Raw genomic sequence first — 12987 nt, forward strand, 5'->3', positions numbered from 1 at the left:
GCGGCTGCGGCCGCCCGGCCGGGTACCTTCCTAGACCCCCAGCTCCCGGGCGATCAGCATCCGCTGGACCTCGCTGGTGCCCTCGCCGATCTCCAGGATCTTGGCGTCCCGCCACATCCGGGCGACCGGGTACTCGTTCATGAAGCCGTACCCGCCGTGGATCTGGGTGGCCTCGCGGGCGTTGTCCACCGCGATCTCGGAGGAGTAGAGCTTGGCGAGGGCGGCCTCCTTCTTGAAGGGCTCGCCGTGCACCAGCCGGGACGCGGCGTCGCGCCAGGCCAGCCGGGAGGTGTGCGCGCGCATCTCCATGTCGGCGAGCTTGAACTGGATGGCCTGGTTGCTGCCGATCGCGCGGCCGAAGGCCCGCCGCTCCTTGGCGTAGCGCACCGACTCGTCCACACAGCCCTGCGCCAGGCCGGTGGCCAGCGCCGCGATGGCGATCCGGCCCTCGTCGAGGATGCGCAGGAACTGGGCGTAGCCGCGGCCCTCCTCGCCCAGCAGGTTGGCGGCCGGGACCCGGACGCCTGCGAACGACAGCTCGCGGGTGTCCGAGGCGCTCCAGCCGACCTTGGAGTACGGGGTGCCGACCGTGAAGCCGGGGGTGCCGGACGGCACGATGATCGAGGAGATCCGCGGGGAGCCATCGTCCTTGCGGCCGGTGACGGCGGTGACCGTGACCAGGCCGGTGATGTCCGTACCGGAGTTGGTGATGAAGCACTTGCTGCCGTTGATCACCCAGTCCCCGCCGTCCCGTACGGCAGTGGTACGGGTGGCGCCGGCGTCCGAGCCGCCGTCCGGTTCGGTGAGGCCGAAGGCGCCGAGCATCTCACCGCTGCACAGCTTGGGCAGCCACTCGCGCTTCTGCTCCTCCGTGCCGAAGTGGTAGACCGGCATGGCGCCCAGGGAGACGCCGGCCTCCAGGGTGATGGCCACCGAGGAGTCGACCCGGGCCAGCTCCTCCAGGGCGATGCCGAGGGCGAGATAGTCGCCGCCCATCCCGCCGTACTCCTCGGGGAACGGCAGGCCGAACAGGCCCATCCGGCCCATCTCCTGCACGATCTCGTACGGGAACGCATGCTGCTCGTAGTACTCGCCGATCTTCGGGGCGACGACGTCGTGCGCGAACGCCTCGACCGTACGCCGGAGTTCTTCCAGCTCGGCGGGCAGACGGTGGTCAAGGGACATGAGGGTCACTCCTGGTGGGAGAGGGCGCGGAGGGTGCGCGAGGGGCTCGGCCGGCCCAGGACCTCGGCCATCCACACACTGGTGGCGGTCAGCCGGTCCAGGTCGACCCCGGTCTCGATGCCGAGGCCGTGCAGCATCCACACGAGGTCTTCGGTGGCGAGGTTGCCGGTGGCGCTCTTGGCATACGGGCAGCCGCCGAGGCCGCCCGCCGAGGCGTCGATGGTGGTGACGCCGTGCTGAAGCGCGGCGAAGGTGTTGGCGAGGGCCTGCCCGTAGGTGTCGTGGAAGTGCACACCGATACGGGAGGTGGGGATACCGGCCTCGTTGAGGGAGGCCAGCAGGGTCTGCACATGGCCGGGGGTGGCCACGCCGATGGTGTCGCCCAGGCTCAGCTCGTCGCAGCCCAGGTCGAGCAGCGCCCGGCAGACCCGGACGGTCTGCGCGACGGGCACCGGGCCCTCCCAGGGGTCGCCGAAGCACATCGAGAGATAGCCGCGGACCTGCACCTTGGCGTCCCTGGCCCGCGCGACGACCGGCGCGAACATCGCCAGCGCCTCGTCGACCGTGCGGTTGAGGTTGGCCTTGGCGAAGGACTCGGTGGCGCTGCCGAACACCGCGACCCGGCGGGCGCCCAGGGCGAGCGCACGGTCCAGACCGCGTTCGTTGGGCACCAGGACGGGCAGCCGGTGCGGGTCGAGATCGCCCAGCAGCGGGAACAGCTGCTCCGCGTCGGCGAGTTGGGGCACCCACTTGGGGTGGACGAAGCTGGTGGCCTCGACGGTCGGCAGGCCCGCGTCGGCGAGCCGGTGGATGAACTCGGCCTTGATCTCCGTGGGCACGACGGTCTGCTCGTTCTGTAGCCCGTCGCGCGCGCCGACCTCATGGATCCGTACGCGGGTGGGCAGCCCCTCCGCGGTGACCTGCATCGGCAGTCCGGCCGCGGTCATGAGGCGCTCCCCTGCTCGTCGGCGGGTGCCGTCGCGGACGCGGCGGCGTCTTCGGGGTTCTCGTGGGGGGCGATGACGGCCAGGATCTGGTCCATGGCGACGGTGGCGCCCGCGGTGACGTCCAGTTCGGTGACGGTCCCGGCGTGCGGTGCGGAGATGACGTGTTCCATCTTCATCGCCTCGACCACCAGCAGGCCCTGGCCCGCGGCCACCTCGTCGCCGACGGCCACCTTGACGACGGTGACGGTGCCCGGCATCGGGGCGGCCAGGGTGTCCGCGCCGTGCGCCCCGGCGGCTCCGCGCAGCGCCGCCGCGACCGGGTCGTACGTGGTCACCTGCCAGGAGTCGCCGTCCCGGCCGAGCCAGTCGCCGCTGTGGTGGAAGGTGTGCAGCACCCCGTCGACGGTGACCCGTACGCGGTCCGGTGCGACCTGCCCGGCCGGTTGTGCACCCGGCCGTACGTCGTGGGCGACCGGGTCGTGGCCGGGGACGCGCAGCCAGTGGCGGACGGGCGCGGGCTCGCCGCCGAGGCGGAAGCCGTCCGGCGCGGCGAACGGGTCGCGCCAGCCGCCCTCGGCCACCGCCGGCTCCAGGGCGGCCTGGCGTACCGCGGCGGCCGCCGCATACACCTCGTCCGGCACCCCGCTGTCGACCAGACCGGCCGCCTCGCGCTCCACCAGCCCGGTGTCCAGCTCGCCGGAGACCACGTCCGGGTGGGCCAGCAGCCGCCGCAGGAAACCGGCGTTGGTGGTCACCCCGAGGGTGACCGTCTCCGCCAGCGCGGCCCGCAGCCGGCGCAGCGCGCTCGCCCGGTCCGGGCCATGGGCGATGACCTTGGACAGCATCGGGTCGTAGCGGCTGCCGACCTCCACGCCCTGGGACAGACCGGAGTCCGTGCGCAGCCCGTCGCCCTGCACCTCGTGGAGCGTCAGCACCGTGCCGCCGGTCGGCAGGAAGTCGCGGGCCGGGTCCTCGGCGCAGATCCGCGCCTCGATGGCGTGCCCGGAGAGGGCGATGTCCTCCTGGGCGAAGGGGAGATGCTCGCCGGCCGCGACCCGCAGCTGCCACTCCACCAGGTCGAGACCGGTGATGAGCTCGGTGACCGGGTGCTCGACCTGGAGGCGGGTGTTCATCTCCATGAAGAAGTACGAGGCCGGGTCCTTGCCCGGGACGATGAACTCGACGGTGCCGGCGCCGCGGTAGCCGCAGGAGCGGGCCGCCTGCACGGCCGCCTCGCCCATCGCGGCGCGGGTGGCCTCGTCCAGCAGGACCGAGGGGGCCTCCTCGATGACCTTCTGGTGGCGGCGCTGGAGGGAGCACTCGCGCTCGCCGAGGTGGATGACGTTGCCGTGGCCGTCCGCCAGCACCTGGATCTCGATGTGCCGGGGGCGGTCGATCCAGCGCTCGACGAGGAGGGTGTCGTCGCCGAAGGAGGAGCGGGCCTCGCGGCGGGCGGCGGCGATCTCGTCGGCCAGCAGCGCCTCGTCGCGGACCAGCCGCATGCCCTTGCCGCCGCCGCCCGCGGACGGCTTGAGCAGCACCGGCATGCCGATCTCACGGGCCGCGGCGGCCAGTTGCTCATCGGTCAGCCCGCTGCCCGAGGAGCCGGGGACGACCGGGACGCCGGCTTCGCGCACCGTCTCCTTGGCCCGGATCTTGTCGCCCATCAGCTCGATGGCCTCGGCGGACGGGCCGATGAAGACCAGCCCGGCGTCCGCGCAGGCGCGGGCGAAGGCGGCGTTCTCGGCGAGGAAGCCGTAGCCCGGATGGACCGCCTGCGCGCCGGTCCGGGCGGCCGCGTCCAGCAGCCGCTCCACGGACAGATAGCTCTCGGCGGCCGGGGCCGGACCGATCCGTACGGCCGTGTCGGCCTCCCGGACGTGCCGGGCGTCGGCGTCCGCGTCGCTGAAGACGGCGACCGAGCGGATGCCGAGGGCGCGCAGCGTACGGATGACGCGGACCGCGATCTCGCCGCGGTTGGCGATGAGCACGGTGTCGAAATTGGTGGCCATTGCTGGGGACATCCCTCTCACATCCGGAAGACGCCGTAGCCGGGCGCTGTGCTGTCCTTCTGGGGCAGTGGCGCGTTGGCGCAGGCGGTCAGCGCCAGCCCCAGCACCTGCCGGGTCTCCAGCGGGTCGATGACCCCGTCGTCCCACAGCCGCGCGGTCGCGTAATAGGCGTTGCCCTGGGTCTCGTACTGCTCGCGGACCGGCGCCTTGAAGGCGGCCTCGTCCTCGGCGCTCCACTCCTCGCCGTGCGCCTCCAGCTGGTCGCGCTTGACGGTGGCGAGGACGGAGGCGGCCTGTTCGCCGCCCATCACCGAGATCTTGGCGTTCGGCCACATCCACAGGAAGCGGGGGGAGTAGGCCCGGCCGCACATGGAGTAGTTGCCCGCCCCGTAGGAGCCGCCGATGACGACCGTCAGTTTGGGTACGCGGGTGCAGGCCACCGCCGTCACCATCTTCGCGCCGTGCTTGGCGATACCGCCGGCCTCGTACGAGCGGCCGACCATGAAGCCGGAGATGTTCTGGAGGAACAGCAGCGGGATGCCGCGCTGGTCGCACAGCTCGATGAAGTGGGCGCCCTTCTGGGCGGATTCGGAGAACAGGATGCCGTTGTTGGCGACGATGCCGACCGGGTGGCCGTGCAGATGGGCGAAACCGGTGACCAGGGTCGTGCCGTACTCCGCCTTGAACTCCGCGAAGCGCGAGCCGTCCACGAGCCGGGCGATCACCTCCCGGACGTCATAGGGCGTACGGGAGTCGGCGGGCACCGCCCCGTACAGACCGGCCGGGTCGGCCTTGGGCTCCTCGACGGTCCGCACGGTCCACGGGAGCGGCTCGCGCTCGCCGAGGGTGCCGACGATGCTGCGCACCAGGCGCAGCGCATGGGCGTCGTCCTCGGCGAGATGGTCGGTGACCCCGGAGGTCTTGGCGTGCACCTCGCCGCCGCCCAGCTCCTCGGCGGTGACCACCTCGCCGGTGGCGGCCTTCACCAGCGGCGGGCCGCCCAGGAAGATCGTGCCCTGATTGCGGACGATCACGGCCTCGTCGCTCATCGCGGGGACGTAGGCGCCGCCCGCCGTGCACGAGCCGAGGACGGCGGCGATCTGCGGGATACCGGCGCCGGACATCCGCGCCTGGTTGTAGAAGATCCGCCCGAAGTGCTCGCGGTCGGGGAAGACCTCGTCCTGCATCGGCAGGAAGGCGCCGCCGGAGTCCACGAGGTAGAGGCAGGGGAGACGGTTCTCCAGGGCGATCTCCTGCGCCCGCAGATGCTTCTTGACCGTCATCGGGTAGTAGGTGCCGCCCTTGACCGTGGCGTCATTGGCGACGATCACCGTCTCGCGGCCGGAGACCCGGCCGATGCCGGCGATCACGCCGGCGGCCGGTGCGGCCCCGCCGTACATCCCCTCCGCGGCCAGCGGCGCCAGCTCCAGGAACGGCGAACCGGGGTCCAGCAGGGCGTCCACGCGGTCGCGGGGCAGCAGCTTGCCGCGCGACGTGTGCCGCGCCCTGGCCTTCTCGCCGCCGCCCAGCCGGGCCGTCGCGAGCTTCTCGCGCAGCTCCGCGGCCAGCTCGCGGTGCGCGGCCTCGTTGGTCCGCCAGGAGTCGGACGCCGGATCGGCGGTACTCCCCAGCACCGGTGCCTGCTCCATCAGTACGAGCCCCCTTGCTCGGTCGGCTGTCCCGGTGCCGCGGTCCGCGGCTGCCGGGCCATCCGGGTTAATGGGCGTTAACCACTTTGCCTTCAGGTTAACGAGCACTAACCCGGCTGTCTACAATCGACGGCATGAGTAATGCGCAGGCCTCCGCCCCGACCAGTCGCCGCGAGCAGATCCTCAAGGAGGCGGCCCGGCTCTTCGCGGAGCGCGGCTTCCACGGCGTCGGAGTGGATGAGATAGGGGCGGCCGTGGGCATCTCCGGTCCTGGCCTCTACCGGCACTTCGCCGGCAAGGACGCGATGCTCGCCGAGCTGCTGGTCGGCATCAGCGAGCGACTGCTGGCGGGCGGCCGGATGCGGGTGGCGGAGGGCGGGGGGAGCCCCGAGGCGGTGCTGCATGCGCTGATCGACGGCCATATCGACTTCGCGCTGGACGACCGGCCGCTGATCACCCTGCACGACCGCGAGCTGGACCGGCTGCGGGAGGCCGACCGCAAGCGGGTCCGCCAGCTCCAGCGGCAGTATGTGGAGCTGTGGGTGGAGGTCGTCCGGCGGGTCCACCCGGTCCCCTCCGAGTCCCAGGCCCGCGCCGCGGTGCATGCCGTCTTCGGCCTGCTCAACTCCACCCCGCACCTCGGCCGTCCGGGCGCCCTCCCGGGCCGTACGGAGATGGCGGAACTGCTGCACCGGCTGGCGCTGGGCGCGTTCGGTGCGGTGGCGGGGGAGTCCGTGGGGGCGGGGGTGCCGGGGGTGTAGCGCGTACGGGGTGGGGTGCGGCGCATGCGGGGCGGGGTGTGGCGTCGCCCACCGGTCTCGTTCACCTCTGGACAGCTTTAGTGACTGGCGGGTAGCTTTCGCTTCGGAGAGAAGCTGAGCAAGCGCTTAGCCAGACGCGGCGGTCTAAGGAGGCCATGGCATGCGCCGTACGGTGTTCAACGAGGATCACGAGGCGTTCCGGGAGACCCTGCGCGCCTTCATCGAGGCCGAGGTCGTACCGGTGTACGACGAGTGGTTCGCGGCCGGCCAGACCCCGCGCGACTTCTACTACAAGCTCGCCGAGCTGGGCGTCTTCGGCATCCGTGTCGACGAGGAGTACGGCGGCGCGGGCATAGACTCGTACAAGTTCGAGGCCGTGATGTACGAGGAGACCTCGCGCGCGGGTGTCTCCTTCGGCGGCTCCGGCGTGCACGTCCTGCTCGGTCTGCCGTACATCAAGATGCTCGCCACCGACGAGCAGAAGAAGCGCTTCCTGCCGAAGTTCGTCTCCGGCGAGGAGATGTGGGCCCTCGCGATGACCGAGCCGGGCACCGGCTCCGACCTCGCGGGCATGAAGACCACCGCGAAGCTCTCCGACGACGGCACGCACTACGTGCTCAACGGCGCCAAGACCTTCATCACCGGCGGCGTGCACGCCGACCGCGTGATCGTCTGCGCCCGTACCGCCGCGCCGAAGGAGGACGACCGCCGCTTCGGTATCTCCCTGTTCGCCGTCGACACCACGTCCGCGGGTTACTCCGTCGGCCGCAAGCTGGACAAGCTCGGCCTGAAGGTCTCCGACACCGCCGAGCTGGCGTTCGTCGACGTCAAGGTGCCGGTCGAGGACCTGCTCGGCGAGGAGAACAAGGGCTTCTCCTACCTGGGCCTGAACCTCGCCTCGGAGCGCTGGGGCATCGCCTTCGGTGCGTACGCGCAGGCCGCGGCGGCCGTCCGGTTCGCCAAGGAGTACGTGCAGGAGCGCACGATCTTCGGCAAGACCGTCGCCTCCTTCCAGAACACCAAGTTCGAGCTGGCCGCCTGCCAGGCCGAGGTGGACGCCGCACAGGCCGTCGCCGACCGCACCCTGGAAGCCCTCGACGCGGGCGAGCTGTCCCCGGCCGAGGCCGCGAGCGCCAAGCTCTTCTGCACCGAGGTCGCCCACCGCGTCATCGACAAGTGCCTCCAGCTGCACGGCGGTTACGGCTACATGAACGAGTACCCGATCGCCCGCCTCTACGCCGACAACCGCGTCAACCGCATCTACGGCGGCACCAGCGAGGTCATGAAGTCGATCATCGCCAAGTCCATGGGCCTCTAGGCCGCAAGGGCCACAGCACGTGAACGACGCACTGGAGTCCCTGCTCGGTCTGCTCGCCCTTGAGCGGATCGAGCAGGACATCTTCCGCGGCCAGAGCCGTCCCTCGGTCGTGCCCCGGGTCTTCGGCGGCCAGGTCGCCGCCCAGGCCTTGGTCGCGGCCGGGCGGACGGTCCCCGCCGACCGTCCGCCGCATTCCCTGCACGCCTACTTCCTGCGTCCCGGGGACCCCGGCGCACCCATCGTGTACACCGTCGACCGCATCCGCGACGGCCGGTCCTTCACCACCCGCCGGGTCGTCGCCGTCCAGCACGGCCAGCCGATCTTCCACCTCTCGGCCTCCTTCCAGGTGACCGAGGACGGGCTGGAGCACCAGGAACCGATGCCGCCGGCGCCGGACCCGCTGGAGCTGCCCACCGCCGCGGAGATGCTGCCGCGCTACGCCGACCGGTTCGTCGACCCGGGCGTGGCCGAGCGGCTGCTGGAGTCCCGGGCCGCGATCGATCTGCGGTATGTGGACGCGCCGCCGTTCGGCACCGTCGGTGAGGTACGCGACCCCCGGTCCCAGGTCTGGTTCCGCACCCAGGGCAAGCTCGACGACGACGGCGAGATTCCCCGCCCGCTGCTGGACATCTGCCTGGTCACCTACGTCTCCGACATGACCCTGCTGGACTCGATCCTGCTCGCGCACGGCCGGGGCGGCTGGGCGGTCGGCGATGTGGTCGGCGCCAGCCTGGACCACGCGATGTGGTTCCACCGGCCGCTGCGCGCCGACGAATGGCTGCTCTACGACCAGGAGTCACCCACCGCCCAGGGCGGCCGGGGACTGGGCAAGGGCCGGATCTTCACGGCCGACGGACAGCTGGCGGCCTCGGTGATCCAGGAAGGCGTCATCCGGGTACCGCGGGGCCAGGAGGCCTAGGAGGACTGGGAGGCCCGGCGTCCTGCGGTCTCCGTGGCCCTGCCGTGCCGGGCGCCGCAGGCCCACGGAGAGCGGGGCCGGGCGCCGGCGGAGCGGGCCGGCTCAGCGCAGCCCGGCGGCGTCCAGCAGATAGGCGGTCAGCGGGTCGTAGTGGCGCGGGCTCAGGACGTGGTCGTCCAGGGGGATCGTCACCTGGAGGGTGCCCTCGGCCTCGGCCAGGAAGAGGGCCGGGTCGTTGCAGTCCGCGAAGCCCACCGCGTCGATACCGCGCTGGCCGGCGCAGCCCGCCCAGCCGTGGTCGGCCATCACCAGGTCCGGCAGCGGCCGCCCTTCCCGCTCCAGCCCGTCCAGGATCGCGGCCATCGGCTCGGGGGAGTGGGTGTGCCACAGCGTCGCACCGCGCTCCAGCATCGCCACGTCAGCGAACTGGAAGACCATCCCGTCGTCCGCCCGGAGCCCGTCCGGGATGACCATGATCTCGCAGTCCCGGGCGCGCAGCGCCTCGGCCGTCGCCCGGTGCACATCGAGCAGCCCGCCCGGGTGGCCGGTCGCGAACAGCACCCGCTGCCCGTCGGCGGCCGCCTTGCGCAGCACCGCGGCCGCCCGGTCCAGCGCATCCACCGTCAGCTCGGGGTCGATGGTGTCCTGCCCCTGCCGGTGGTGCGGATCGTCGATCACCCCACAGCGCTCCGCCATCACGGCCAGCACATCCTGCTCGTCCGTCCAGCGGTCGCCGAACTCCAGGCCGAACCAGTAGTGGCGCTCGCCGTTGGCGAGTCTGCGGTAGTGGGAGAGGTTGTTCTCGCGGGGGGTGGCGACTTCACCGGCGATCCGGGTCCGGACGAGATGATCGACGAGTTCGGCGCGCGAGGGGGCGGTGGCAGCAGAGGCTATCGGCATAGCGCCCATTGTGCCCGTACGCCTGTTCCGGGGCCGGGGAGTTCCGCAGCCCGGACACGGGGGTGCGGATGCCGGAGCGGCGGCACCGGGGTGCGGACACCGAGGAAGGCCCTGGCCACCGCCCGCACCGGGAGGCCTCTGGCCAAAACGTCCAACGCCGCCGGCTGCATCTCCGCAAATGTCCATGGGCCCCGCGCCCGGCCGTCCCTACTCTCACCCTCATGACCACCGCAGCCAGCGCATCCAACGGGCCCGTGGGCCCCGTCGACTCCTCCCGCATCCCGCGTTACGCCGGGCCCGCGACCTTCGCCCGACTGCCCCGTCTCGACGAGGTCGGCGGCCGGGCCGATGTGGCCGTCGTCGGTGTCCCCTTCGACACCGGTGTCTCCTACCGCCCCGGCGCCCGCTTCGGTGGCAACGCCATCCGCGAGGCGTCCCGCCTTCTGCGCCCCTACAACCCGGCCCAGGACGCATCCCCCTTCGCGCTCGCGCAGGTCGCCGACGCCGGTGACATCGCCGCCAACCCGTTCAACATCAACGAGGCCGTGGAGACGGTCGAGGCCGCGGCGGACGACCTGCTCGCCACCGGCGCCCGCATGATGACCCTCGGCGGCGACCACACCATCGCCCTGCCCCTCCTCCGCTCGGTCGCCAAGAAGCACGGCCCGGTCGCGCTGCTGCACTTCGACGCCCACCTGGACACCTGGGACACCTACTTCGGCGCCGAGTACACCCACGGCACCCCGTTCCGCCGCGCCGTCGAGGAGGGCATCCTCGACACCTCCGCGCTCTCCCACGTCGGCACCCGCGGGCCGCTCTACGGCAAGAAGGACCTCGACGAGGACGAGAAGATGGGCTTCGGCATCGTCACCTCGGCGGACGTCATGCGCCGCGGTGTCGACGAGGTCGCCGACCAGCTCCGCCAGCGCATCGGCGACCGCCCGCTCTACATCTCCATCGACATCGATGTCCTGGACCCGGCCCACGCCCCCGGCACCGGCACCCCCGAGGCCGGCGGCCTCACCTCCCGCGAACTCCTGGAGATCGTGCGCGGGCTGTCCTCCTGCAACCTGGTCTCGGCCGACCTGGTGGAGGTGGCGCCCGCCTACGACCACGCGGAGATGACCTCGGTCGCCGCCTCCCACACGGCGTACGAGCTGACGACGATCATGTCGCGGCAGATCGCGGCTGCCCGGGGCTGATCACTCATTCGGCAGGTTGTTGCCTCGGGGAAGCGATATGTTCCCCGAGGCCACAGCGGTGCCACTGGCGCCGATGTCAGACCGTACGACTACTCTGAGCGCGAAGAGGAGGACTGTGTGCTGCTGAGATTTCGCGTGGCCAACGTCAGTTCCCTGCGCGAGGAGCAGGAGCTGTCCTTCGTCGTACCCGATGACGAGTCGAGTGCTGCCGCGCGTCCCCTTGAACTGGCAGGTGGCCGGTCCTCCGGCGTACTTCCTCTGATCGGCATCTTCGGAGCCAACGCCTCGGGCAAGTCGAATGTGCTGACGGCCCTGGTCGACATGCGGACGGCCGTCCTCAATTCCTACGCGCGCTGGGCCTCGTACGAGGGTGTTCCGAGGCGGGTCTTCGCACTGGATGCCGGAAGCGAGAGCGAACCGAGCTTCTTCGAAGTCGATCTCGTGATCGACGGTGTGCGTTGGACGTATGGATTCGAATTGGGCGCGTCTCGTGTGGAGGCCGAGTGGATCCACAGCTACCCACGCGGGCACCGCCAGGTGTGGCTCGACCGTGACGCATCACGGGCCGAGGTGTACGAATGGCCCGGCAGCCGGGTCAAGGACCGTGCCCAGTTGGTGCGACGTACTCGTCCGAATGCCTTGTTGCTGTCCACGGCCGGTACGGACAACCATCCCCAGCTGTCCCCGCTCTTCCACTGGTTCCGCCGCAATCTGTGGCTGATCAACCCGGAGGACGAGCGCGTCCAGCGCGAGGCGTTTACCACCCAGGAGCTCGCCGGAAACAGGGCCCGCCGTATCGAGGAACTCCTCCAGGTGGCCGATCTCGGCATCACCGGGACCGAAGTCGTTCAGGACAGCAGAGGCCAGGGGACGGTGAAGCTGATCCACCGTTCGGCCACGGGAGAAGTTGCCTTTGACTGGCAGGCGGAGTCCTTCGGTACCCGCTCCTGGTTCGCCTTGCTGGGCCCTCTGTTGCTGGCTCTCGACGACGGCGCAGTGCTCCTCGTCGATGAGCTGGACGCGAGCCTCCATCCACGCTTCGCCGCCGAGATCGTCCGGCTCTTCCACGACCCGCACGCCAACCCGAACGGCGCACAGCTGATCTTCACCTCCCACGACCCCTCCGTGCTCAGCACACCCAGCGGAGGGCGTCTGCTGGAGCCGGGGCAGGTCTGGCTGACGGAGAAGGACAAGGACGGAGCGACGGAGCTGTACCCGCTGACCGCCGCGTCTCCGGGGGAGGACGAGGACCTCATGAAGTCCTATCTGGCGGGAGCCTTCGGGGCGGTCCCGTCCCTCATGGAGGGTCAGATTGCCCGGCGGCTGCTGGCCGCGCGCGAGTACGAGGTGGAGCAGGGCTGATGGCGAGGACGCGGGGGAGGGACTCGCTGGGGCAGGCGAAGCAGCGTGGGCGGCGCAAGCGGGTGGTGCACGTCTTCACCGAGGGGCTGGTCACCGAGCCCACGTACATAGAGATCATCAGGGCGCAGGGCGTCCTGGCCGACCCCACGATCGCGGTCGAGGTGCGGATCGCCAACGCCTCAGCACCCGGGTCCCAACGCAAGCCGCTCAAACTGGTCGAGGCGGCCGTCCGGCTCATGCGGGACGAGATCCGCGAGGCGAAGCGCAGCAAGCTGAAGAAGGAGTTTCTGCCGCAGGTCTGGTGCCTCTTCGACCGGGATGAACACGAGGGTATCGAGACCGCGTTGAAGCAGGCCCGGGAGGGAGATGTCGACGTGGCGTTCTCGCATCCGTGCTTCGAGGTGTGGCGTCTGCTGCACCACAAGACGGTCACCGGCACCTTCGGCGGGGTTTGTGGCCAGGCGACGGCGAGGCTGCCGTTCGCGAAGGACGCGGCGAACATCAAGGTGGTGCTTCCGCACCAGATTGAGCAGGGCAGCTACGCGGCGGCGAAGAAGCGCGCCCTGCAGATGAACGCGCAGCACGGCGACCATGTGTCGCTCCTCCATCGCGACCCGTACACCGATGTCTTCAAGTTCGTCGAGGACGGCCTCGGGATCGCTTCGTACTGACCCATTCCGCCTCGCGCTGATCGGGTCGGCTCATCCCGAAGCTGCGGATTTCGGTCCGGTG

11 protein-coding genes are annotated in these 12987 nt (G+C 71.0%); 6 read left to right on the top strand and 5 right to left on the bottom strand.

The features are described from left to right. Positions 1 to 30: 30 nt before the first annotated feature. Genes IF67_RS0125650 through IF67_RS0125665 form a run of 4 tightly spaced genes read right to left on the bottom strand, consistent with a single transcriptional unit; the run spans position 31 to position 5793 of the window. The gene (locus IF67_RS0125650; protein ID WP_030989465.1) at positions 31 to 1185 is read right to left on the bottom strand and encodes an acyl-CoA dehydrogenase family protein; all 1155 of its coding nucleotides are present in this window, start codon (positions 1183 to 1185) and stop codon (positions 31 to 33) included. Between the two features lie 5 nt (positions 1186 to 1190). Continuing rightward, the gene (locus IF67_RS0125655; protein ID WP_030989466.1) at positions 1191 to 2132 is read right to left on the bottom strand and encodes a hydroxymethylglutaryl-CoA lyase; all 942 of its coding nucleotides are present in this window, start codon (positions 2130 to 2132) and stop codon (positions 1191 to 1193) included. Further along, positions 2129 to 4144, bottom strand: coding sequence for an acetyl-CoA carboxylase biotin carboxylase subunit (locus IF67_RS0125660; protein WP_030989468.1), 2016 nt, complete (start codon positions 4142 to 4144; stop codon positions 2129 to 2131). Before IF67_RS0125660 ends, IF67_RS0125655 begins: the two co-directional genes overlap by 4 nt. Positions 4145 to 4161: 17 nt before the next feature. After that, complete coding sequence (locus tag IF67_RS0125665) at positions 4162 to 5793, bottom strand: carboxyl transferase domain-containing protein (RefSeq protein WP_030989471.1); 1632 nt, start codon at positions 5791 to 5793, stop codon at positions 4162 to 4164. A gap of 134 nt (positions 5794 to 5927) precedes the next feature. Between IF67_RS0125665 and IF67_RS0125670 the strand changes: the two genes are divergently transcribed. The 3 genes from IF67_RS0125670 to IF67_RS0125680 all read left to right on the top strand — a co-directional run bounded on the left by IF67_RS0125670 (position 5928) and on the right by IF67_RS0125680 (position 8791). Further along, on the top strand, positions 5928 to 6554 hold the full coding sequence (locus IF67_RS0125670) for a TetR/AcrR family transcriptional regulator (protein ID WP_030989473.1): 627 nt from the start codon (positions 5928 to 5930) through the stop codon (positions 6552 to 6554). Positions 6555 to 6714: 160 nt separating this feature from the next. After that, positions 6715 to 7872, top strand: a complete 1158-nt coding sequence (locus IF67_RS0125675) for an acyl-CoA dehydrogenase family protein (protein ID WP_030989475.1) — start codon at positions 6715 to 6717, stop codon at positions 7870 to 7872. A gap of 19 nt (positions 7873 to 7891) precedes the next feature. Then, on the top strand, positions 7892 to 8791 hold the full coding sequence (locus IF67_RS0125680; protein ID WP_030989477.1) for an acyl-CoA thioesterase: 900 nt from the start codon (positions 7892 to 7894) through the stop codon (positions 8789 to 8791). A 102-nt stretch (positions 8792 to 8893) separates the two neighbouring features. On the opposite strand, the gene IF67_RS0125685 is transcribed toward IF67_RS0125680, so the two are convergent. Further along, entirely contained in the window at positions 8894 to 9691 is a 798-nt protein-coding gene (locus tag IF67_RS0125685) for a phosphatase (RefSeq protein ID WP_030989479.1), read from the bottom strand. 221 nt (positions 9692 to 9912) lie between these two features. Between IF67_RS0125685 and speB the strand changes: the two genes are divergently transcribed. The 3 genes from speB (at position 9913) to IF67_RS0125700 (ending at position 12926) form a co-directional block, all read left to right on the top strand. Beyond that, entirely contained in the window at positions 9913 to 10893 is a 981-nt protein-coding gene (gene speB / locus IF67_RS0125690; RefSeq protein WP_030080979.1) for an agmatinase, read from the top strand. A gap of 117 nt (positions 10894 to 11010) precedes the next feature. Next, positions 11011 to 12255: an AAA family ATPase gene (locus IF67_RS0125695; RefSeq protein WP_030989480.1), complete on the top strand. Its 1245-nt coding sequence runs from the start codon at positions 11011 to 11013 to the stop codon at positions 12253 to 12255. Further along, positions 12255 to 12926 (top strand): RloB family protein, encoded by a 672-nt coding sequence (locus IF67_RS0125700; RefSeq protein ID WP_030989482.1) that lies wholly within the window; start codon positions 12255 to 12257, stop codon positions 12924 to 12926. The genes IF67_RS0125695 and IF67_RS0125700 overlap by 1 nt, the downstream gene beginning before the upstream one ends. Positions 12927 to 12987: the final 61 nt, after the last annotated feature.

The organism is Streptomyces sp. NRRL S-1813 (assembly GCF_000719605.1).
In the GTDB taxonomy this organism is placed as follows: Bacteria; Actinomycetota; Actinomycetes; order Streptomycetales; family Streptomycetaceae; genus Streptomyces; species Streptomyces decoyicus.

Coding starts and splice junctions, on each gene's coding strand:
- IF67_RS0125650 (WP_030989465.1), bottom strand. CDS start 1,185: ATGTCCCTTGACCACCGTCTGCCCGCCGAGCTGGAAGAACTCCGGCGT.
- IF67_RS0125655 (WP_030989466.1), bottom strand. CDS start 2,132: ATGACCGCGGCCGGACTGCCGATGCAGGTCACCGCGGAGGGGCTGCCC.
- IF67_RS0125660 (WP_030989468.1), bottom strand. CDS start 4,144: ATGGCCACCAATTTCGACACCGTGCTCATCGCCAACCGCGGCGAGATC.
- IF67_RS0125665 (WP_030989471.1), bottom strand. CDS start 5,793: ATGGAGCAGGCACCGGTGCTGGGGAGTACCGCCGATCCGGCGTCCGAC.
- IF67_RS0125670 (WP_030989473.1), top strand. CDS start 5,928: ATGAGTAATGCGCAGGCCTCCGCCCCGACCAGTCGCCGCGAGCAGATC.
- IF67_RS0125675 (WP_030989475.1), top strand. CDS start 6,715: ATGCGCCGTACGGTGTTCAACGAGGATCACGAGGCGTTCCGGGAGACC.
- IF67_RS0125685 (WP_030989479.1), bottom strand. CDS start 9,691: ATGCCGATAGCCTCTGCTGCCACCGCCCCCTCGCGCGCCGAACTCGTC.
- speB (WP_030080979.1), top strand. CDS start 9,913: ATGACCACCGCAGCCAGCGCATCCAACGGGCCCGTGGGCCCCGTCGAC.
- IF67_RS0125700 (WP_030989482.1), top strand. CDS start 12,255: ATGGCGAGGACGCGGGGGAGGGACTCGCTGGGGCAGGCGAAGCAGCGT.